This is a genomic window from Massilia sp. AB1 (genome assembly GCF_018119385.1).
In the GTDB taxonomy this organism is placed as follows: Bacteria; Pseudomonadota; Gammaproteobacteria; order Burkholderiales; family Burkholderiaceae_D; genus Telluria.
Genome location: NZ_JAGKSG010000020.1, coordinates 35558 through 55799, shown reverse-complemented (window position 1 = coordinate 55799; position 20242 = coordinate 35558). Strand labels below are relative to the sequence as shown.

18 protein-coding genes are annotated in these 20242 nt (G+C 64.0%); 10 read left to right on the top strand and 8 right to left on the bottom strand.

Annotated elements, in window-relative coordinates; all coding sequences use genetic code 11:
- Positions 1-35 precede the first annotated feature (35 nt).
- Positions 36-968, top strand: coding sequence for a hypothetical protein (locus J8847_RS13270; protein ID WP_229429714.1), 933 nt, complete (start codon positions 36-38; stop codon positions 966-968).
- Here J8847_RS13270 and nudC read toward each other — a convergent pair.
- The 3 genes from nudC to J8847_RS13255 all read right to left on the bottom strand — a co-directional run bounded on the left by nudC (position 965) and on the right by J8847_RS13255 (position 4139).
- Positions 965-1792, bottom strand: coding sequence for an NAD(+) diphosphatase (gene nudC / locus J8847_RS13265; RefSeq protein WP_211525186.1), 828 nt, complete (start codon positions 1790-1792; stop codon positions 965-967). The two genes, J8847_RS13270 and nudC, sit on opposite strands and share 4 nt — an antisense overlap.
- 218 nt (positions 1793-2010) lie before the next feature.
- On the bottom strand, positions 2011-3072 hold the full coding sequence (locus J8847_RS13260) for an MFS transporter (RefSeq protein ID WP_229429713.1): 1062 nt from the start codon (positions 3070-3072) through the stop codon (positions 2011-2013).
- Positions 3073-3713: 641 nt separating this feature from the next.
- Positions 3714-4139, bottom strand: a complete 426-nt coding sequence (locus tag J8847_RS13255; protein WP_211525184.1) for an organic hydroperoxide resistance protein — start codon at positions 4137-4139, stop codon at positions 3714-3716.
- A 393-nt stretch (positions 4140-4532) separates the two neighbouring features.
- Between J8847_RS13255 and J8847_RS13250 the strand changes: the two genes are divergently transcribed.
- Positions 4533-5231, top strand: a complete 699-nt coding sequence (locus J8847_RS13250; RefSeq protein WP_211525183.1) for a PEP-CTERM sorting domain-containing protein — start codon at positions 4533-4535, stop codon at positions 5229-5231.
- A 36-nt stretch (positions 5232-5267) separates the two neighbouring features.
- Here J8847_RS13250 and J8847_RS13245 read toward each other — a convergent pair whose 3' ends face one another.
- Positions 5268-5831: a putative glycolipid-binding domain-containing protein gene (locus J8847_RS13245; RefSeq protein ID WP_211525182.1), complete on the bottom strand. Its 564-nt coding sequence runs from the start codon at positions 5829-5831 to the stop codon at positions 5268-5270.
- A gap of 219 nt (positions 5832-6050) precedes the next feature.
- Between J8847_RS13245 and J8847_RS13240 the strand changes: the two genes are divergently transcribed.
- The 5 genes from J8847_RS13240 to J8847_RS13220 all read left to right on the top strand — a co-directional run bounded on the left by J8847_RS13240 (position 6051) and on the right by J8847_RS13220 (position 10469).
- A complete protein-coding gene (locus tag J8847_RS13240) occupies positions 6051-6779 on the top strand; it encodes a YIP1 family protein (RefSeq protein ID WP_211525181.1) in 729 nt (242 codons plus the stop codon).
- Positions 6776-8044 carry an efflux RND transporter periplasmic adaptor subunit gene (locus J8847_RS13235; RefSeq protein ID WP_211525180.1) on the top strand — a complete coding sequence of 423 codons (1269 nt, stop codon included), beginning with the start codon at positions 6776-6778 and terminating at the stop codon, positions 8042-8044. Before J8847_RS13240 ends, J8847_RS13235 begins: the two co-directional genes overlap by 4 nt.
- Positions 8041-8775, top strand: coding sequence for an ABC transporter ATP-binding protein (locus tag J8847_RS13230; protein ID WP_211525179.1), 735 nt, complete (start codon positions 8041-8043; stop codon positions 8773-8775). The genes J8847_RS13235 and J8847_RS13230 overlap by 4 nt, the downstream gene beginning before the upstream one ends.
- Positions 8768-9997 carry an ABC transporter permease gene (locus J8847_RS13225; RefSeq protein ID WP_211525178.1) on the top strand — a complete coding sequence of 410 codons (1230 nt, stop codon included), beginning with the start codon at positions 8768-8770 and terminating at the stop codon, positions 9995-9997. Before J8847_RS13230 ends, J8847_RS13225 begins: the two co-directional genes overlap by 8 nt.
- Before the next feature lie 88 nt (positions 9998-10085).
- Positions 10086-10469, top strand: coding sequence for a VOC family protein (locus tag J8847_RS13220; RefSeq protein ID WP_211525177.1), 384 nt, complete (start codon positions 10086-10088; stop codon positions 10467-10469).
- A gap of 91 nt (positions 10470-10560) precedes the next feature.
- Here J8847_RS13220 and ssb read toward each other — a convergent pair whose 3' ends face one another.
- Both ssb and J8847_RS13210 read right to left on the bottom strand, forming a co-directional pair.
- Positions 10561-11058 carry a single-stranded DNA-binding protein gene (gene ssb / locus J8847_RS13215; RefSeq protein WP_211525176.1) on the bottom strand — a complete coding sequence of 166 codons (498 nt, stop codon included), beginning with the start codon at positions 11056-11058 and terminating at the stop codon, positions 10561-10563.
- A gap of 198 nt (positions 11059-11256) precedes the next feature.
- Entirely contained in the window at positions 11257-12009 is a 753-nt protein-coding gene (locus tag J8847_RS13210) for an acetyltransferase (RefSeq protein ID WP_211525175.1), read from the bottom strand.
- A 307-nt stretch (positions 12010-12316) separates the two neighbouring features.
- Between J8847_RS13210 and uvrA the strand changes: the two genes are divergently transcribed.
- Complete coding sequence (uvrA, locus tag J8847_RS13205) at positions 12317-15166, top strand: excinuclease ABC subunit UvrA (protein WP_211525174.1); 2850 nt, start codon at positions 12317-12319, stop codon at positions 15164-15166.
- A 275-nt stretch (positions 15167-15441) separates the two neighbouring features.
- Here uvrA and J8847_RS13200 read toward each other — a convergent pair whose 3' ends face one another.
- Positions 15442-17304: a phosphoenolpyruvate carboxykinase (GTP) gene (locus tag J8847_RS13200; RefSeq protein ID WP_211525173.1), complete on the bottom strand. Its 1863-nt coding sequence runs from the start codon at positions 17302-17304 to the stop codon at positions 15442-15444.
- Positions 17305-17650: 346 nt separating this feature from the next.
- Between J8847_RS13200 and J8847_RS13195 the strand changes: the two genes are divergently transcribed.
- The gene (locus J8847_RS13195; protein WP_211525172.1) at positions 17651-18643 is read left to right on the top strand and encodes a D-2-hydroxyacid dehydrogenase family protein; all 993 of its coding nucleotides are present in this window, start codon (positions 17651-17653) and stop codon (positions 18641-18643) included.
- A 172-nt stretch (positions 18644-18815) separates the two neighbouring features.
- Here the strand turns inward: J8847_RS13195 and J8847_RS13190 are convergent, their stop codons facing one another.
- Positions 18816-19571, bottom strand: coding sequence for an L-asparaginase (locus tag J8847_RS13190; protein WP_211525171.1), 756 nt, complete (start codon positions 19569-19571; stop codon positions 18816-18818).
- Between the two features lie 147 nt (positions 19572-19718).
- Here J8847_RS13190 and J8847_RS13185 point away from each other — a divergent pair, with 147 nt between their 5' ends.
- Positions 19719-20204, top strand: coding sequence for an asparaginase domain-containing protein (locus tag J8847_RS13185; protein WP_211525170.1), 486 nt, complete (start codon positions 19719-19721; stop codon positions 20202-20204).
- Positions 20205-20242 lie beyond the last annotated feature (38 nt).

Sequence of the window (20242 nt, the reverse complement as noted above, 5' to 3'; positions counted from 1 at the left end):
TAGCGTGGAGGACGGTTCCTTTCGGGAGAAGCGCCATGTTCGGCAGCACCGTCCTCGAAGTCGCCATCGGCCTGGCGTTTTGCTATGGCACCCTGGCCCTGGTCGTCAGTACATTGCAGGAAGCGCTCGCGGCGGCATTCAGCCTGCGTGCGGGCATGCTACAGGAAGGCGTCAAGCGCATGCTGGCCGACCCGCGCTTCGACGCGCTGGCGCGCATGCTGTACGAGCACCCGCTGGTCAATCCCCAGGGCGCCGGCACGGTGCGGCGCGGCGCGGAACACGGGAGCATGGAACCCGGACGGGCGCCCGAATCCAGGCTGGCGCGCCCCGAACCATCCTACATCGAACCCAATCACTTCGCGATCGCCCTGGTCGACAGCATCCGCCATGGCGACATGCCGGTCGGCGCCGCCATCGCCGCCGTCGACGATCCGCAGCTGCGGCGTACGCTGCAGGCCCTGTATGCGCAATCGGGCGGCGACCTGCAGCGCTTCCAGAACTGCATCGCCGGATGGTTCGTCAGCGCCATGGAAAGACTGTCGGGCGTCTACAAGCGGCGCCAGCTGCTGGTGTCCTGGCTGCTGGCGCTGCTGCTCGCGATCATGTTCAACATCGACAGCATCCACCTGTTCCGCACCCTGTGGCAGCATCCGGCGCTGGCGGCCCAGATCGGCGCGGCGCCCGGCGCGCTGGATTCCGCCGCCCTGCAGCAGCTGTGGACACTGCCGATCGGATGGAGCAGCTTCCCTCCGGTGCTCGATGCGGGCTTCGTGCTGCAAGTGGCCGGCTGGCTGGTGACCGCCAGCACCACCCTGTTCGGCGCCCCCTTCTGGTTCGACCTGCTGCAGCGCGCGATCAACCTGCGCAGCACAGGGGCCAAGCCGGCGCCCGCCACGGCGCCGGCATCCGCCGCCGGCATCGTCCGCACGCGCGAAGTGCAGGCGCAGGCGGAGACAGACCCGGTTTAGTCCTGGCGCCCTGGCGGGCGGTGGGCGTCGACCAGGACGCTCGAGATCGACACGTGCGGCACGCGTTCCGGCCACTCGTCGTCGGGGCCGAACCAGCGCGCCTCGGCGATCTCGGACGTGTCGACGCGGATCTCGCCGTCCACGTAATCGGCCGTGAAGGCCAGCATCAGCGAATGGGGGAAGGGCCAGGACTGGCTGCCGAAGTAGCGCAGGTTGGTCACCCGCAGCCCGACCTCTTCGTACACCTCGCGGTGGACCGCCTCTTCGACCGATTCGCCCGCCTCCAGGAAACCGGCCAGTGGCACGAAGCGCTTGGTGGGCGAGGCCACATGCATCGCCAGCAACACCGCATCGCCCTTGCGGATCAGGACCATCATGGCCGGCGAGATGCGCGGGTAGGCCATGTGCCCGCAGTTCACGCACTTGAAGCAGCGTTCGCCCGCTGCCAGCACGGTGCCGCTGCCGCAGGCGCCGCAAAAACGGTGCGTGCGCGCCCATTCGGCCACCTGGGCCGCGCGCGCCGCCAGGCCCACCAGCTGCTCATCCATCTCGCCGAACAGCGAACGCAGGCCGCGCCAGCCATAGCCGGGCGGCGGCACGAGCTCCTCGTCAAGCCAGCCGGCCTGGCAATACCGTTCGCCCAGCAAGCCGAGCGGCTGCAGGTTCGCTTCCGGCACGCCAAGCTGCGCGAGCAGGGCGGCCTGCGGCAGCGCCAGACTGTCTTCGCGCACCAGCAGCCGTCCCTGGTAAAACAGGAAGCTCAGGGGTTCCGGATCAGGGTGCGGAGCGAACAGCGGCTGGAAGGAGACGGGTGTCTGGAGCATGATCGGTAAGGTCGGGTTGGCGATAGTCGATAATACCGTCTTTCGCCGCCGTGCTCAGGGCGCCGCCGGTATGCAAGGTTTCTCTGCCGCGAAGGCAAGAACACGCATGCCGGTGCAAGCAGGGCCGACAGGACGCAGGCCACCCGGAAACGACAACGCAGACGGTCCCTGCGGACACGTCTGCGTTGCTTGCGGCCGGGCCGGGCCGGGCGGCAGGATTACTTCAGCAGGCGGGTGCGGCTGGCCACCAGGGCAATCACCAGCGACAGGCCGCCGACGTAGCCGATGGCCGCCTGCATGCCGACGTAATGGGCGACGGCGCCGATCACCGGCGGGCCCATCAGGCTGCCGCTGTAGGCCATGCTCGCCACACCGGCCAGGGCGATCGGGCCCTGGGCGCCGGCGGCGCTGAACACGAAGGGGAACAGCAGCGACAGGCCGAGGCCGGCGATGGCGAAGCCGCCCAGCGCGAAGTAGGCGTTCGGCGCCATCACCGCGAAGAACAGGCCGCTTGCCGAGACCAGCGCACCCAGGGTCACCAGGCGCTGGGCGCCGAAACGCACCTTCAGCTTGTCGCCGACCATGCGCGACATCAGCATCATCACCGAGAACGCGGACAGGGCCAGCGGCGCCAGGCCGTCCGACGCGCCGAAATGCTCTTTCAGGAACACGCCGCTCCAGTCGGCAATGCTGCCTTCCGACATCGAACCCAGGAAGCCCAGCAGACCCAGCAGTGCCAGCGGGCCGCGCGGCAGGGAGAACGACTTCTTCTCGACCTTTTCCACGCTGTCGTCGGCCTCGAGCATCGAGAAGCCCATCCACAGCACCACGGCCAGCGGTGCGGCCAGCATCAGGAAGTGGGTGGCCGGAGCGATCTTCATGCTTGCCATCAGGCTGCCCAGGGTCGCGCCCGCCAGGCCGCCGGCGCAGCCAAGGCCGTGCAGCCTCGACAGTTCCGACTTGCCGGTCTGCTTTTCACGCTTGGTCGCGGCCGAGTTGATCGCCACGTCGAAGGTGCTGGCGGTGATGCCCAGGCTCAGGACCGCCATCATCAGCAGCGGCACGGTCGGCGCCATGCCGATCGACACCAGCACGGCCAGCAGGGCCAGGCCCGAGACCAGCAGGGTCTTGCGGGCGCCGACGCGGCCCATCAGGAAGGACGAGATCGGATACGACACCACGGCGCCGAGGCCGCCGCACAGCAGCACCATCGACAGCGCCGAGTGGGAAACCTGGACACGCTCGGCCAGGGCCGGAATGCGGCCGGCCCAGGAACCCATGATCACGCCAAACAGGGTGAACAGGACAGGGAGTGCGTATTGCTGAAGGTGCGCAAGCGAAAAAGTGGTGTTACGCGAAATGGAGGCAGTCGTTTGCATCGGCGGAAAATTGTTAAATATTTTGAGGGTTAAAGCTTTTGCCAACTTGGCTAGGCAGCCCTAACACGGTTTAAAAATTGCCGTCAGGAAGCTGATGGACGGCAATTCTAAACACCTCAAAAGCGCTTTCGTTTTCCGCGCGGGAAAAATTTTTGGAGCGTTGTATCGTGTCGACGCAAGGATGGCAACTTCCTTGTCACATCGTAAAAATGCGTTATCAGCCACTCAAATACATGGCAGCAAAATGCATTCAAATAGGCCCAGATCGCGTTATTTACCGCATAGATAACGCATATATGAAAACGTGATCGCTCCCCTTCAGGGAGCTTGATTTTTGGATTTGGCAAAAAAATCCCATCCCCACGAGCTGCTTTCGAAAGCACAGAAATGGCTCAGGCAACAAGAAAAAAGCCATGAAAATTGACGAACGGCCGCGCTGTGGCGGCCGTTATCTTTTTCATTACAATGTGAACTCAGCGTGCCGAAAGCAGGCACGACTGGTGCGAGCAAGCCGCCCATCGGCGGCAAGTGCCTTTAGCTGCTTATACGAGCTGCAGGGTCACGTTGATATTGCCGCGGGTGGCGTTCGAGTACGGGCACACGATGTGGGCGCGGTCGATCAGGGTCTGGGCTTCCTCAGCCGGCACGCCCGGCAGGCTGATGTTCAGTTGCACCTCGATGCCGAAGCCGGCCGGCAGAGGGCCGATGCCGACTTGGCCTTCCACTGCGACGTCAGGAGAGATCTTCAGCTTGTCGCGGGCCGCGACGAACTTCATGGCGCCCAGGAAGCAGGCCGAATAACCGGCTGCGAACAGCTGTTCCGGGTTCGTGCCTTCCAGGCCATTGCCGCCGAGTTCCTTCGGGGTGGTCAATTTGACGTCGAGCACACCGTCCGACGAGACGGCGCGGCCTTCGCGGCCACCGGTTGCTTTGGCGCTTGCACGGTAGAGGACTTTATCGATTGCCATGGTAAGACTCCTTTTCAAATTTTCATAAAACGCTATTAGATAGCGCGCTATTTAAATGATCGCCGCTCCTGAAACGGCGCTTCCTTGCTGCAGGCCTCGCGGGATTGATTACTATCGCGCTGCCATAGAAGGCATATTAAATCGCTTGCGATTTAGTTGCAAACGATTTGATTCAAAATCTTTGCCGCTGCGACGTCGCCCTAGTGTCTTTCATGTCGGAATTTTTTACAGTTGAGAAAACTCGTCTTTACTTAGCCATCCTAACTACTTGATTTGTCAATAAAGCATGCCTTTTGGCACAAAACATGCTTTAGGGTAATTCGGCCGGCGAAACAGCCGGCTTGGCGGACAGTTGCCGCCAGCAAAAACACTCACGCAACACTAGGGATGACGATGAAACGCTTTCACACCACGTTCGCAGCCGCCGCCGTGGCTGCGCTGTTTGCCTGCAGTGCCGCCCATGCCGGCATGGTCGGCGTATTCGGCCAATATATAAGCGCCGGCACCCTCGCAGGCGGCCTGAACGCCCATGGCCATACCGTGGTGGCGCTGGACGAGCTGAGCGATGCCTCGCTGGCCGGCATCGACACCGTGATCCTCGGCCGTGAGCGCACCGGCAACAATGCGCTCGCCGGTTTCATCCAGGGCGGCGGCAAGCTGATCACCGAATGGTCCTCCGCCGGGTACGGCATGTCGCTGCTGAACGGTTCGGCATCGGACGCCGCCAACTACTACGAAAGCAATGTGGTCTTCACCGCTGCCGGCCTGGCCGCAGGCCTCGGCGAGCAGCTGGGCAGCAACTACACCGACGGCAACGCAACCGAGTTCTTCCAGAATTTCAGCCAGCTCGGCCTCGGCACCGTCTACGCCACCCGCGACGGCGGCGCCGCTGCGATCGTCGGCGGCGCGGTGGGCGAGGGCTTCGTCTGGGTCAACGGCTACGACTGGGCCGACTTCCCCACCTCCGTGACTTACCAGCTTCTGGCCAACGAAATCGCCTACAGTGAACCTGCCGCCGTGCCGGAACCGGCCTCGGTCGCCCTGCTCGGCCTGGGCCTGCTCGGCCTGGCCAGCCTGCGCCGCCGCGCCTGAGCGGAAACCCGCGCCGCCGACATGGCGGCGTCGTGCTCAGGGGCTGCGCCGAACGAACAAACCCGGATAGCGCAGCACCACGCCCTCCTCATCCGTTGCGATCTCGGCGGAAAACGCGTGCTCCGGACTCTCGAACAGATAGCGTTCCGGCGCCAGCCGCGTGTACGCCTGGGACAAGGCGCTCAGGCTGAGCGAGGGGAACGCGACGAAGACCAGCCTGAGCTCCCGCCGCTGCCGCAGCTTCTCCCCCAGCCGGCGGATCGGCAGCGTGTTGGTGAAGGGCGTGCAGGCGAGATCGACGTCGATGCAGCCGTCCAGCGCGGGAAGCGGCAGGCCATTCGCGCCGGTCCAGTGGCCCGCACCGTCGGCCCGCAGCGCCAGCGTCCTGCCGTCGGCCATCCACACCGCCAGCTCGCGGACCCGCCACTCGCCATCGCAGCTCAGCCGGTAGGCGCAGCCGAAGGGCTCGTCCTCGTACAGCGCCCCCGCGTCCGGCCCGATCACGACGCTCTCGGCCACGATCCGCGCGGCATCGGCATCGAGCGCCAGGTGTTCGCTCCCCCCGCCTTCCACGGTGTTCCAGCGATAGATGCGCTTCATCTTTCAACTCCCGCCCATGTGCGTGCCACGCACCGCCACCGCCGGCGCGTGCTGTGTCCAAAGCGCTCCTATCAACCTTTATAGGATTGCCTTCAAAGTAAGCAAAGGACATAGCGCCATTATTTAACAGCATGCTATCGTTTTCCTCGTGAAATAGTCACACCCGGCGCCGCGGTCATGGGCGCATTCCCGAAGACTCATTGGAACAAGACACACGCCATGGAATTGATCGACAAGTCGGCACCGGCCACCACCTCCCCTTTCAGCGCCCTGTTCGGCATCTTCCTTGAACCTGCCGCCACCTTCCGGCGCCTGGCATCCCGCCCTGCCGCCTGGCTGCCAGTACTGGCGATCTGCGCCGCCAATGTCGCGCTCTTCCTCTGGTATTTCCTCGGTTTCGTCGATTACACCTGGTTCCAGGAACACATGCTGGCCGCCGTCGCCGATCCCGCCGTGCGCGAGCAGCAGGCGGGGATGGGCATGAGCCGCCAGACCATGGCCTACCTCACCGCCGGCGGCGGCGTCTTCGCGGTGCTGGCCATGTATGCGGCCATCGCGCTGTACCTGCTCATCGTCGGCAAATTCACCAACCGCGAACTCAGCTTCGGCAAAGGCTTCGCACTGTCCGCCTGGTCCTCCCTGCCCAATGTGCTGGTGCTGGTACTCGGCGGCATGCAGATGCTGCTCCAATCCAACGGACAGCTGGGCATGGAAGCGCTGAACCCGACTTCGCTCAACCAGCTCTTCTTCCATTACGAACAGAGCCACCCGCTGGCGGGCCTGCTGGACAGCCTCTCGATCCTCTTCGTCTGGAACCTGGCGCTGCAAGTCATCGGCTACCAGGCCTGGACCGGCGCCTCGCGCGGCAGCGCCCTGCGGGTGATCCTGATCCCGACGGTCCTCATTTACGGCGGCTGGCTGGCGTTCAAACTGAGCCAGATGGCATGAAGCGCAAGAAACTGTTGGCAGGACTGGCGATCGCGGCGATCCTCTGCATCCCCGTGGCCGCCAAGCTGATCCGCGGCAGCGGACCGGCCAAGGCCGTGGACACCGACAAGATCGGCTACCGCGACATCCGCTCGTCGATCCTGGCCTCGGGCCACCTGCTCTACGAAGAGCAGGTCATGCTGTCGCCGGAAGTGATCGGCAAGGTCAGCGCCATCCACGTCAAGGAAGGCCAGCAGGTCGCGAAGGGCGACCTGCTGCTGCACCTGGACGACCAGACCTACCGCGCCGAAGTCGCGCAGCAGGAAGCCGTGGTGCGCCAGCAGCGCATCGCGATCGAACAGCAGCAGCTGAGTGTGCAGAACCAGGAAAACCAGTACAAGCGCAAGCTCGAGCTGCACAAGATGAAGATGCTAGCCGACTCGGCGATCGACGACGCCCGCTTCGCGCTCGAAGCGGCGAAGATCGATCTGCGCAACAGCCGTTCGCGCCTGGAGCAGGTGGAGGCCAGCCTGAAGCTGGCCAACGAGCGCCTGTCCAAGACCACCGTGCGCGCGCCGATCGCCGGCACCATCACGGCGCTCGACATCAAGGTCGGCGAAACGGCGGTGGCCAGCCAGGTCAGCATCGCCGGCTCCACCTTGATGACCATCGCGAACACGGCGACCATGGTCACCGAAGTGAACGTCGACGAAGCCGACATCGCACGGGTGGCGGTCGGCCAGGAGGTGGAGATCCATACCGCCGCTTACCCGGACGTGGCGCTGGCCGGCAAGGTGCTGTCGATCCCGCTCTCGCCCAAGCAGAACCCGGCCGCGGCGGCCCAGGGCGCATCGAAGTCGCGCAACTACGACGTCAAGGTCGAGCTCCTGGATACCAAGCAGCTGGCCCTGCGCCCCGGCATGAGCGTGCGCGCGGAGGTGTTCGTCTCGAGCAGCGGCAAGTCGCTCGCGCTGCCGCTGCAGGCGGTCCTGTCCAACAACGAAGAGTCGACCGAAGGCCCGAAGAAAAAGGACAAGAAGAAGGCCGAGATCAAGGCCGAGAGCTGGGTCTTCGTCGCCAAGGACGGCAAGGCGGAAAAGCGCATCGTGACCACCGGCGCGGCGGACGACAGCATGCAGGAGATCCGCAGCGGCCTGGCCAATGGCGAGACCGTGATCACGGGTCCGTACAAGGTCCTGCGCCAGCTGAAGCAGGGCGACGCCGTCGAGCCGACAGCCAGGCCGGTGGTGACCGCCGAGCCTGCGGCCAAGCCTGCCTCGACATGAGCCAGGGCGCCCCACTCATCCGGCTCGAAGGCATCACCAAGCATTACCAGATGGGCGGTGAAACGATCGCGGCGCTGGCCGGCATCGACCTCCAGGTCGCGCGCAACGATTATGTCGCCTTCATCGGCTCCTCGGGCTCGGGCAAGTCGACCATGATGAACATCCTCGGCTGCCTCGACACGCCGACCAGCGGACGCTACTTCCTCAACGGCCGCGACGTGGCCGGCATGAGCGACGCCGAGCTGGCGCGCACGCGCAACGAGGAGATCGGCTTCATCTTCCAGAGCTTCAACCTGCTCACCCGCGCCACCGCCGTCCAGAACGTGATGCAGCCGCTGATCTACCGCGGCGTGCGCCCGGCCGACCGGCTGCGGCGCGCGACCGAAGCCATGGCCAGGGTCGGCCTGGAGCACCGCCTCGACCACCTGCCCAACCAGCTGTCGGGCGGCCAGCGCCAGCGCGTGGCGATCGCCCGCGCCCTGTGCAGCGAACCCTCGATCCTGCTGGCCGACGAGCCGACCGGCAACCTGGATTCGAGCACCGCGGCCGACATCATGTCCCTGTTCGACACCCTGCACGCCGAAGGCCAGACCGTGATCATCGTGACCCACGAACCCGACATCGCCGCGCACTGCGGGCGCACGGTGAGGCTGGCCGACGGCCGCGTGCAGAGCGATACCGTGAATGCCGAGCGCAGCAGCTTCCGTCCCCGGGGAGCGGCCCATGTTTAGCGTGCTGGAGAGCTTCCGCTCGGCGCTGCAGAGCATCTACGCGCACCGCTTCCGCAGCTTCCTGACTTCGCTCGGCATCATCATCGGCGTCGCCTCGGTGATCGCCGTGGTCTCGATCGTGCAGGGCCTGTCGGCCTCGATCAGCAACGAGTTCAAGGGCCTGGGCTCGAACAGCCTGACGGTGGAAGCCTATACGACCTTCGAGGAAGCGCTGCAGGGCAAGGAGAACGTGCTGGGGATCGGCGACTACGAGCGCATCGTGACCCACATCGACGACATCAGCAACGTGTCGCCCGCCTTCGCCCCCTTCGGCAACTTCGGCACCACGGTGCGCGCCGGCGCGACCTCCACCTTCACCCAGGTGATGGCCGTGACCGAGACCTATATGGAATCGGCCCAGGTGTTCCCGGCCAAGGGACGCTTCCTGCGCGCCAGCGACGACCAGTCGCGCCGCCGCGTGGCCGTGGTCGGCAGCAAGACGCTGGAGAACCTGCGCCTGACGGGCGAACCGCTGGGCCAGTTCATCGACATCGGCGGCGAGTGGTTCAAGATCATCGGCGTGACCGAGGAAAAGGGCGAGACCTTCGGCATCAGCAAGGACAACTACATCCTGATTCCTTTCGCGGTCGGCCAGGTGATCGCGGGCACGGGCACCAAGCTGAACATCTCGATCAGCTTCACCGTGAACGACATCGAGCAGATCGACGCCGTGCAGGGCCGAGTGACCTCGCTGCTGCGCCAGTCCCACCACCTCAAACCGGGCCAGCGCAACGACTTCAAGGTGCAGACCGCCCAGCAGCTGTCGGAATCCTTTGAAAGCATCATCGCGACCCTGACCCTGGTCCTGGGCGGCATCGTCAGCATCTCACTGCTGGTGGGCGGCATCGGCATCATGAACATCATGCTGGTGTCGGTGACCGAGCGCACCCGCGAGATCGGCATCTGCAAGGCCCTGGGCGCGCAGCGCCACCATATCCTGATGCAGTTCCTGATCGAGGCGACCACCCTGTCGCTGCTGGGCGGACTGGTGGGGCTGTTGCTGGGCTACCTGATCGGCTTCGGCGCGGCCAAGGCGATCCCGAACTTCCCGGACGCCTTCGTGCCCTGGTGGGCGATCGCCATGGCCTTCGGCTTCTCCAGCCTGGTGGGCATCGTGTTCGGCATCATGCCGGCGGCCAAGGCGGCCAACCTGCATCCGATCGACGCATTGCGCTACGAGTAAGGCCGCGCAGCGCGCCAATGGTGCGCTGCGCAAAATTCGACCGCAGTACGCTATCCGCTTCCTTCATTGGCCAACCGAGGAGGCCATCATGCTGTCACATGTGGATGCGATCGCCACCGTCGCCACGCGCGACCTCGCCAGCGCAAGAGAGTTCTACACCAATGTGCTGGGACTCGAAGAGGAGGACGCCAGCTCGGACGGTCCGGGCGTCCTGACCTATCGGAGCGGCAATTCCCGGATCTTCGTCTACCAGTCCGAGTATGCGGGCAGCAACCAGGCCACGGCCATCAACTGGGATGTGGGCCTGGAGATCAGGACGGTAGTCGATACGCTCAAGGCCAAGGGCGCCCGCTTCGAGCAATACCAGATGGCAGGCATGCGGCTCGAGGACGATATCCACGTCGGCGAGCAGATGAAGGTGGCGTGGCTGAAGGACCCGGACGGGAATATCCTTAGCATCATCGGCAAATAAGCGGGCAAATAGACGGCAGCCCGATTCAGGAAATGAAAAACCCGCTCCTCGAAGAGGAAGCGGGTTCTTGTTTGCCGTTCGAAGAAACAGCTTAGAACGGGATGTCGTCGTCCATGTCCGAGAAGTTCGGAGCCGGCTTCGGCTGCGGACGGGCTGCCGGGGCCGGCGGGGCCTGGCGCGGAGCCGGACGCTGCGGCGCCGAGTAGTCGTCGTCCATGCCGCCGCCCATGCCCATGTCGTTGCCGCCCATACCCTGGCGGCCGCCCAGCATTTGCATGTTCTCGGCGATGATGTCGGTAGCGTAGCGCTCGATGCCGTCCTTGTCGGTGTACTTGCGGGTCTGCAGGCGGCCTTCGACGTAGACCGACGAACCTTTCTTCAGGTACTGTCCCACGATTTCAGCCAGGCGGCCGAAGAAGGAGATGCGGTGCCATTCGGTCAGTTCCTTCTGCTCGCCGGTGTTGCGGTCTTTCGATTTGTACGAGGTGGCCACCGCGATGTTCGCGATCGCGTCGCCGCTCGGCATGTAGCGGATTTCCGGATCGCGGCCCAGGTTGCCGACGATGATGACCTTGTTGACTGATGCCATGTTGTTACTCCAGTGAGTTATGTAGAGCCCTGACTCTGCAAATGACTAAGCGTCAGGGAACGGGTGTTGCAGCCGACTATTATGGGGCCGATGAGCCCTGAAAAAAAGGGATTTTTGCACGCCCCGGACTGCTCGAGAATTGGACGCCAGGGCCGGCGGCCGGTGCCCGGCGGCGCCTAGACCGGCGTCAAGAATCGCTTAGATCGGCACGTCGCCGGCGGCGAAGATGGCCGGCTTTCCATGCACGGCTTCGTGCTGGCGGCGGCTCTCCTTCAGGCGGGCGATGATCTCGAGCGCGCGGCCTTCGTCGGCAGTCATATCCTGCAAAAACATGTCGTTATTATCACGAATCCAGCTCATCGGCATTTCCCACCAGGCCAGGTCCAGCAAGGCGGCGCGCACGGCCTCCGGGAAGCGGAAGCGGATCAGGCGCGCCGGCGAACCGGCATAGATGCCATAGGGTTCGGAGCGGAAATTGGGCGGCAGCAGGGAGCGCGCGCCGATGATGCAGCCGTTCTCGATAATCCCGCCGCCCAGCATCATCGCTTCGTCGCCAATCCAGACATCGTTGCGGACGATCGAGTCCGCGTACTGGGGCGGCGGTGCGTTCGTCATGCCCATGCGGGCGATGGAAAACATATAGGTCGAGATCGTTTTCGACTCGTGCTGTCCGTTGAGCAGGAAGCGCAGGCGCAAGCCGCCGGAAACGAAACGGCCTACGCACAGGCTTTGCAGGCCGGCGTCGTACTTGGCGATCGAGCCGATGCCAAAACCGGAACAGCGGCCGATATAGAAGGTACCGGCCTCGGGTTCCTGCTCCAGCCAGTTGCTCAGGAAGCCATGCGGAATACAGCTGACCCCGCCCGAACTGAAGCTGAGCACGGCGGCATTGGGGGAACGCGGATGGTCGTCCAGCAGGCCCGCGTAATCGTCTTCTGTAATGATTTCCATGTCGCTCTTGAGTGGTAGTGAAGCGTTTGTGGCAGGGATTCTAAACCGGGGAATTTATTTTCGATTCCTGGACGCTTTGTCATTGAAGCGTCCCAGAAGCGGCCCACATACTGCAGACCCCGGTTGCCGCCTGTGCATTCCTGCTGAAAGTAACATGAAAACGTATCCTGGCGGCACAAAAGTGCTGGATGCATGTACAGCGTTTCGAAAAACAAGCTACACTTATGGGTTCTCTCCGATTGGCCCGCTCACTGCGCTTTTCTTCGTGCGCCGGCCCGCAAAAACTTATTGAAAGCCTGCAAACTTAATGGAAGAAATTCGTATCCGCGGCGCGCGCACGCACAATCTGAAGAATATCAACCTGGACCTGCCGCGCAACAAGCTGATCGTCATCACCGGCCTGTCGGGTTCCGGTAAATCCTCCCTTGCCTTCGATACCCTGTACGCCGAGGGCCAGCGCCGCTACGTCGAATCGCTGTCGGCCTATGCGCGCCAGTTCCTGCAGCTGATGGAAAAGCCGGACGTCGACCTGATCGAAGGCCTGTCGCCGGCGATCTCGATCGAGCAGAAGGCGACTTCGCACAACCCGCGTTCGACGGTCGGTACCGTCACCGAGATCCACGACTATCTGCGCCTGCTGTACGCGCGTGTCGGCACCCCGTATTGCCCGGACCACCCCCAGGAGCCGCTGGCGGCCCAGACCGTGTCGCAGATGGTCGACGCCGTGCTGGCCATGCCGGAAGGCACCAAGCTGATGATCCTGGCGCCCGTCGTGGCCAACCGCAAGGGCGAACACAGCGACCTGTTCCAGGCCATGCAGGCCCAGGGCTTCGTGCGCTTCCGCGTCCAGAGCGGCGTGAATGCGGGCAAGATCTACGATGTCGACGAGCTGCCCAAGCTCAAGAAGACCGAGAAGCACAGCATCGACGTCGTGATCGACCGCGTCAAGGTGAACGCGGACATCAAGCAGCGCCTGGCCGAGAGCTTCGAGACCGCCCTGCGCCTGGCCGACGGCCGCGCCGTGGCCTACGAAATGGACACCGAGAAGGAAACCATCTTCTCGAACAAGTTCGCCTGTAACGTCTGCGGCTATTCGCTGCAGGAGCTCGAGCCGCGCCTGTTCTCGTTCAACAACCCGATGGGCGCCTGCTCCGAATGCGACGGCCTGGGCCATATCGAGTTCTTCGATCCGAAGCGCATCGTCGCCTTCCCGCACCTGTCGCTGGCTTCCGGCGCCGTGAAGGGCTGGGACCGCCGCAACCAGTTCTATTTCCAGATGCTGCAGAACATCGCGGCCTTCTACGACTTCGACCTGGACACGCCTTTCGAGCAGCTGCCGCCCAAGGCCAAGGATGCGGTCCTGCATGGCTCGGGCAAGGCCACGATCCCGTTCTCGTACATCAACGAGCGCGGCCGCACCGTGATCCGCGAGCACAGCTTCGAGGGCGTGGTGAACAACCTGCAGCGCCGCTACCGCGAGACCGACTCGATGGCGGTCAAAGAAGAGCTGGCGAAGTTCATCAACGAGAAGAAGTGCCCGTCCTGCGAAGGCGCACGCCTGCGCACCGAAGCGCGCTTCGTCAAGATCGGCCATGGCCCGCAGCAGCGCGCCATCTATGAAGTGTCGGACCGTCCGCTGCGCGAGACCCTCGCCTACTTCGAATCGCTGGAACTGACCGGCGCCAAGAAGGACATCGCGGAGCGCGTGATCAAGGAGATCACCGCGCGCCTGAAGTTCCTGAACAACGTCGGCCTGGACTACCTGTCGCTCGACCGCAGCGCGGACACCCTGTCCGGCGGCGAGGCCCAGCGCATCCGCCTGGCCTCGCAGATCGGTTCGGGCCTGACCGGCGTGATGTACGTGCTGGACGAACCCTCGATCGGCCTGCACCAGCGCGACAACGACCGCCTGATCGCGACCCTGAAGCACCTGCGCGACATCGGCAACAGCGTGCTGGTGGTGGAGCACGACGAGGATGCGATCCGCACCGCCGACTACATCGTCGATATGGGCCCGGGCGCGGGCGTGCACGGCGGCGCGGTGATCGCGGCCGGCTCGCTCAAGGAAATCATGAAGAGCAAGCAGTCGCTGACTGCGCAGTACCTGGACGGCCGCCGCAAGATCGAGGTGCCGAAGAAGCGCACCAAGGCCGACCCGAACCGCCAGCTGGTGATCACTGGCGCCAAGGGCAACAACCTGAAGAACGTGAGCCTGACCCTGCCGGTAGGCCTGCTGACCTGCGTGACCGGCGTGTCCGGTTCGGGCAAGTCGACCCTGGTGAACGACACCCTGTTCCCGGCCCTGTCGCGCCACCTGTATGGTTCGCAGACCGAGCCGGCGGAGCACGAGTCGATCCACGGCCTGGAGCACTTCGACAAGGTGATCTCGGTCGACCAGGCGCCGATCGGCCGCACTCCGCGTTCGAACCCGGCGACCTATACCGGCGTGTTCACCCCGATCCGCGACCTGTTCGCGACCGTGCCGACCGCGAAGGAACGCGGCTACTCGGCGGGCCGCTTCTCGTTCAACGTCAAGGGCGGCCGCTGCGAAGCCTGCCAGGGCGACGGCGTGATCAAGGTCGAGATGCACTTCCTGCCGGACGTGTACGTGCCTTGCGACGTCTGCCACGGCAAGCGCTACAACCGCGAGACGCTGGAAGTGCAGTACAAGGGCAAGAACATCACCGAAGTGCTGGAGATGACGGTGGAGGACGCGCACGAGTTCTTCAAGCCGGTGCCGGTCATCGCGCGCAAGCTGCAGACCCTGCTGGACGTGGGCCTGGGCTACATCAAGCTGGGCCAGAGCGCGACCACCCTGTCGGGCGGCGAGGCGCAGCGCGTGAAGCTGTCGCTGGAACTGTCCAAGCGCGACACGGGCCGGACGCTGTACATCCTGGACGAGCCGACCACCGGCCTGCACTTCGCCGACATCGATTTGCTGCTGAAGGTGATCCACCGCCTGCGCGACCAGGGCAATACGCTGGCGATCATCGAGCACAACCTGGACGTGATCAAGACGGCGGACTGGATTGTGGACCTGGGGCCGGAAGGCGGCGCGGGTGGCGGTACGATCGTGGCGGCGGGTACGCCGGAAGAGGTGGCGTCGAACAAGGCTAGCGTGACGGGTAAGTATCTGAAACCGTTGTTGAAGGCGTGATTGAATCGCAGCGCTAACGATAGTCATCAGCCTTCAGACCGTCGTTCCGGCGCAGGCCGGAACCCAAGTTTGCGTGCACCGCGTTACCGTTTGAATGTAGAGCTACGCGACGAACTTGGATTCCGGCCTTCGCCGGAATGACGTGCTGAGGGTGCGGGCTGGCGGCGAACGAGGTGGCCATCGACGGCCACAATGAAACAGGGGCGATGCCACCGGCATCGCCCCTGTTCTTTTTTATATGCCGCCCGCAGGCGGCCCTCCCCCACTCAGCCGGATCAGCCGGCCAGATGTTTCTCCAGCTTGGCCTTGGTGTCCACCAGCTCTTGCGGCAGGTGGTAGGCCAGCTTCTCGAACAGCTCGCTGTGCAGCTTCAGCTCTTCGTTCCAGGCCGCCTTGTCGATCGAGGTGATCTGGGTGAATTGCTGCTCGGTGAAGTCCAGGCCGTCCCAGTTCAGGTCGCCGTAGTTCGGCGAGGTGCCGAACAGGTGCGACTGGCCGCCGGAAGCGCCGCCTTCGGCGCGGTCCAGGACCCACTTCAGCACGCGCATGTTGTCGCCGTAGCCCGGCCACACGAACTTGCCGGCTTCATCGGTACGGAACCAGTTGACGCAGTAGATCTTCGGCGCGCTGCCCTTGGCTTCGATCTTCTTGCCGAGGTTGAGCCAGTGCTGGAAGTAGTCGCTCATGTTGTAGCCGATGAAGGGCAGCATCGCGAACGGATCGCGGCGCACGATGCCCATCTGGCCGGCGGCGGCGGCGGTGGTTTCCGAGCCCATGGTCGCGGCCATGTACACGCCTTCCACCCAGTTGTTCGCTTCGGTCACCAGCGGCACCGTGGTCGAACGGCGGCCGCCGAAGATGAAGGCCGAGATCGGCACGCCGGCCGGATCGTCCCAGGCCGGGTCGATCACCGGGTTCTGGGTCGCGGCGACGGTGAAGCGCGCGTTCGGGTGGGCAGCCTTGGTGCCCGATGCCGGGGTCCAGTCCTTGCCCTGCCAGTCGACCAGGTGCGCCGGGGCTTCCTTGGTCATGCCTTCCCACCACACGTCGCCGTCGTCGGTCAGCGCCACGTTGGTGAAGATGACGTTCTCGCGCAGCGAGGCCATGCAGTTCGGGTTGGTCTTGTCGTTGGTGCCCGGGGCCACGCCGAAATAGCCGGCTTCCGGGTTGATCGCGTACAGCTTGCCGTCCTGGCCCGGCTTGATCCAGGCGATGTCGTCGCCGATGGTGGTCACCTTCCAGCCGTCGAAGGCCTTCGGCGGGATCAGCATGGCGAAGTTGGTCTTGCCGCAGGCCGACGGGAAGGCGGCGGCCACGTATTTCTTCTCACCCTTGGGCGATTCGACGCCCAGGATCAGCATGTGCTCGGCCAGCCAGCCGGTGCCGCCTGCCTGCGCTTCCTGGTAGCCCATGTTCGAGGCGATACGCAGCGCGAAGCACTTCTTGCCCAGCAGGGCGTTGCCGCCGTAGCCCGAGCCGAAGGACCAGATCTCGCGGGTTTCCGGATAGTGGACGATGTACTTGGTGGGGTTGCACGGCCACGGCACGTCCTTCTGGCCCGAGGCCAGCGGCATGCCGACGGTGTGCACGCAAGGCACGAACTCGCCATCGGCGCCCAGCACGTCGTACACGGCCTTGCCCATGCGCGTCATGATGCGCATGTTAACGGCGACGTAAGGCGAGTCGGACAGTTCGACGCCGATGTGGGCGATCGGCGAGCCCAGCGGGCCCATCGAGAACGGCACCACGTACAGGGTGCGGCCGGCCATGCAGCCATCGAACAGGCCGTTCAGGGTGCGGCGCATCTCGGCCGGGTCCATCCAGTTGTTGGTGGGGCCAGCCTGTTCCTTGGTCGCCGAGCAGATATAGGTGCGGTCTTCGACGCGCGCCACGTCCGACGGGTCGGACCAGGCGAGATAGGAATTCGGACGCTTGGCCGGGTTGAGCTTCTTCATCGTGCCGGCTTCGACCATCTGTGCGCACAGGCGGTCGTACTCTTCTTCCGAGCCGTCGCACCAGTAGATGGCGTCAGGCTTCGTCAGGGCGGCGATGTCCGCGACCCAATTGATGAGCTTTTGGTGTTTGATGTAAGCTGGAACGTTCAGTGCGGCGACGCCGCCCATCACGGGCTGGTTCATAAAGGTACCTCCAATGCCAATTAAGAATTCTTTCTGTCCCGGCACGGCAGGATCGTCGTCTGGTCGGCCTGCGGTGGCATCGAGGAGCTTGTTCCTGATGGTACGGCGGCGGTACGGCGGTCGTGTCGACAGCCTCTGGCAAGGCTGGGAACGGTACTGCTGGGGACACGCTGCAAGCATGTCAAACCCTTAAGATGCCGAAGATTGTACACCCGACAAACCCGGATTCGGGCTGTTCCACTACAAAAAAGTAGGAATAATGCCTAAGTAATGTAGTAGGCTATTTGTCCTTTTGGCATATCGTGTTATTTCTTTACGAGCGAATCATTACACTCTGACAACACTCATGAAAATTGCGATTCTCGACGATTACCAGGACGCCGTACGCGGCCTCGATTGCTTCCGCTTGCTCGACGGGCATGAGGTCAAGGTCTTCAATAACTCGGCCAGGGGCCTGGGCCAGCTGGCGATCCGCCTGGCGCCATTCGACGCCCTGGTGCTGATCCGGGAACGCACCGTCTTGCCGCGCGCGCTGCTGGCCAAGCTGCCGAACCTCAAGCTGATTTCGCAGACCGGCAAGGTGAGCGGACACATCGACGTGGCGGCGGCCACCGAGCATGGGATCGCGATCGCCGAGGGCATCGGGTCGCCGGTGGCGCCTTCCGAGCTGACCTGGGCGCTGATCATGGCGGCCAGCCGCAAGATCCTGCCCTACGCGAATAACCTCAAGGAAGGCTTGTGGCAGACGGCCTCGATCAATCCCCAGCTCAATGGACTGGGCCGCTCGCTGCGCGGGCGGGTGCTGGGGCTCTGGGGCTACGGCAAGATCGGCAAGCTGGTGGCGGGGTATGCGCGCGTCTTCGGCATGCGCGTGATCGTGTGGGGGAGCGAGAACAGCCGGCAAGTGGCGGTGGCCGACGGCTTCGAGGCGGCCGCCTCGCGCGAAGCCTTGTTCGAAGGGTCGGATGTGCTGAGCCTGCATTTGCGGCTGGCGGACAGCACGCGCGGGATCGTCACCGCGGAGGACCTGGCGCGCATGAAGCCGGATGCCTTGTTCGTCAACACGAGCCGGGCGGAGCTGGTGGCCGAGGGAGCGCTGGAAGAAGCGCTGCGCAAGGGGAAGCCGGGAGCGGCGGCGCTGGATGTGTTCACCAGCGAGCCGCTGGCTGCGGATGCGCCTTTGCTGAAGATTCCAACCGTGCTGGCGACGCCGCACCTGGGGTATGTGGAGAAGGACAGTTACGAGATCTATTTCCAGATCGCGTTCGAGAATGTGCTGAAGTTTGCGGAGGGGAAGCCGGATAACATCTTGAATCCGGAGGCCTTGGGTAAAAGGTAAGGCTGCAGGTTTGCAAATGACTTGGGTTCCGGCCTTCGCCGGAACGACGTGCCAAGGCAGCGTCTGAGAATAGTGTTACTAGTCTTCTAAGCGATAGCTTAAGCACGTCGTTCCGGCGAAGGCCGGAACCTAAATTCGCACCGCAGCGGTAACGCGTGAGTGCACCGAAAACTCAGCGCAGCTCCGGCTCCCCCGTCAGATTCACCTTACGCGCCGGCATGACATGCGTCCCGGTCCACAAGCCAGCCCAGCCCGGCGGCCAGCCGATATCCGGCCCCGAGTATGCCTTCAAGCCCGCCTTCACCGGCACCACCGGCACCGGCGGCGCCTCGATCAACCCGCCACCCGCCGGCCGCTCCATGTTAAGGCTGTACATGTACCCCGGCAGCAGCAAGTCGCAGGCCTGCGCGAACCACGCCGTGTGATCCTCGTCCCTGCCCAGCGCCTGCGCCAGCCCCTGCGGATCGAACCTGGCCAGCGCATGGATCAGCTCGTCCGTCGTCGCCCCCGGCACATCGCCCCAGCCCATCACCGGATTGTTGTTGTAATCCGCCCCCGAGCCATACCAGCCTTCGCGCCAGGTGCGCTGCATCCAGTTGCGCGGACCGGTGAACAGATGCCAGCGCCAGTGCAGCCCCGAGGGCTTGGGCCAGGAATACAGGTACAGCTTCTGGTAGCCCGCCTTGTGCAGCTCGCGCACCACGGCCATCAGGCGCGCGTGCGGCATGCGGTCCGGCGGCGTGCGGCGGAACAGGATGGGTTCGCCGTCCGCATGCTGCACCTCGTCGCTCGACAAATTGAGGTCCAGCGGACGCGATTCGCTGCCGAAGCGCGCCGTGATCCAGCCCGTCAGGAGGTTGACGTGGGTGATCACGCCGTAGCCCCGATGGCGGTGGAAAATGACGGTTCCTGGTGCGACGGCTTTCATGGGAGAAATAGGTAAGAAGGGGGAAAAGGAAGCAGTGTACTCATCCGATCCGGACGATTCTAGCGCAGTCACACACAGATACATACCCGTTTGCGGCTATCATGAACGACCTTTTTTCACCGCATTGATAAACCTTCATTAACCGATATGACTCTCCGACTCATCGCCACCGGCGGCACCTTCGACAAGCATTACAACGAACTGAACGGCGTGCTCGGCTTCTCCGACAGCCATTTGCCCGAAGTGATCAAGCGCAGCCGCATGACGGTGCCCGTCGCGCTCGACGTGCTGCCGCTGCTCGATTCGCTCGACATGCAGGACGCCGACCGCCAGCGCGTGCTGGCCGCCTGCCAGGGTGCGCAAGAGAAAGCCATCGTCATCATCCACGGCACCGACACCATGCGCGAAACCGCGGCGGTGCTGGGCGCGGCCAATCTCGGCCAGACCATCGTGCTGACCGGCGCCATGATCCCCTACGAAATCGCCAACTCGGACGCCCTGTTCAACCTGGGCTTCGCCTGCGGCGTCGCCCAGACCCTGCCGGCCGGCGTCTACGTCGCCATGAACGGCCAGGTCTTCCCATGGGATAACGTCCAGAAGAACCGCGCCGCCGGCGTGTTCCAGCAGCTCTAAGCCAGCCTTTTCCCTAGGGCAGCCGCGCGCTGCCCTTC

What these genes read in the sequence shown, in the direction of transcription:
- J8847_RS13270 (WP_229429714.1), top strand. Translation starts at nt 36, where the DNA reads ATGTTCGGCAGCACCGTCCTCGAAGTCGCCATCGGCCTGGCGTTTTGC.
- nudC (WP_211525186.1), bottom strand. Translation starts at nt 1,792, where the DNA reads ATGCTCCAGACACCCGTCTCCTTCCAGCCGCTGTTCGCTCCGCACCCT.
- J8847_RS13260 (WP_229429713.1), bottom strand. Translation starts at nt 3,072, where the DNA reads ATGGGTTCCTGGGCCGGCCGCATTCCGGCCCTGGCCGAGCGTGTCCAG.
- J8847_RS13255 (WP_211525184.1), bottom strand. Translation starts at nt 4,139, where the DNA reads ATGGCAATCGATAAAGTCCTCTACCGTGCAAGCGCCAAAGCAACCGGT.
- J8847_RS13250 (WP_211525183.1), top strand. Translation starts at nt 4,533, where the DNA reads ATGAAACGCTTTCACACCACGTTCGCAGCCGCCGCCGTGGCTGCGCTG.
- J8847_RS13245 (WP_211525182.1), bottom strand. Translation starts at nt 5,831, where the DNA reads ATGAAGCGCATCTATCGCTGGAACACCGTGGAAGGCGGGGGGAGCGAA.
- J8847_RS13240 (WP_211525181.1), top strand. Translation starts at nt 6,051, where the DNA reads ATGGAATTGATCGACAAGTCGGCACCGGCCACCACCTCCCCTTTCAGC.
- J8847_RS13235 (WP_211525180.1), top strand. Translation starts at nt 6,776, where the DNA reads ATGAAGCGCAAGAAACTGTTGGCAGGACTGGCGATCGCGGCGATCCTC.
- J8847_RS13230 (WP_211525179.1), top strand. Translation starts at nt 8,041, where the DNA reads ATGAGCCAGGGCGCCCCACTCATCCGGCTCGAAGGCATCACCAAGCAT.
- J8847_RS13225 (WP_211525178.1), top strand. Translation starts at nt 8,768, where the DNA reads ATGTTTAGCGTGCTGGAGAGCTTCCGCTCGGCGCTGCAGAGCATCTAC.
- J8847_RS13220 (WP_211525177.1), top strand. Translation starts at nt 10,086, where the DNA reads ATGCTGTCACATGTGGATGCGATCGCCACCGTCGCCACGCGCGACCTC.
- ssb (WP_211525176.1), bottom strand. Translation starts at nt 11,058, where the DNA reads ATGGCATCAGTCAACAAGGTCATCATCGTCGGCAACCTGGGCCGCGAT.
- J8847_RS13210 (WP_211525175.1), bottom strand. Translation starts at nt 12,009, where the DNA reads ATGGAAATCATTACAGAAGACGATTACGCGGGCCTGCTGGACGACCAT.
- uvrA (WP_211525174.1), top strand. Translation starts at nt 12,317, where the DNA reads ATGGAAGAAATTCGTATCCGCGGCGCGCGCACGCACAATCTGAAGAAT.
- J8847_RS13200 (WP_211525173.1), bottom strand. Translation starts at nt 17,304, where the DNA reads ATGAACCAGCCCGTGATGGGCGGCGTCGCCGCACTGAACGTTCCAGCT.
- J8847_RS13195 (WP_211525172.1), top strand. Translation starts at nt 17,651, where the DNA reads ATGAAAATTGCGATTCTCGACGATTACCAGGACGCCGTACGCGGCCTC.
- J8847_RS13190 (WP_211525171.1), bottom strand. Translation starts at nt 19,571, where the DNA reads ATGAAAGCCGTCGCACCAGGAACCGTCATTTTCCACCGCCATCGGGGC.
- J8847_RS13185 (WP_211525170.1), top strand. Translation starts at nt 19,719, where the DNA reads ATGACTCTCCGACTCATCGCCACCGGCGGCACCTTCGACAAGCATTAC.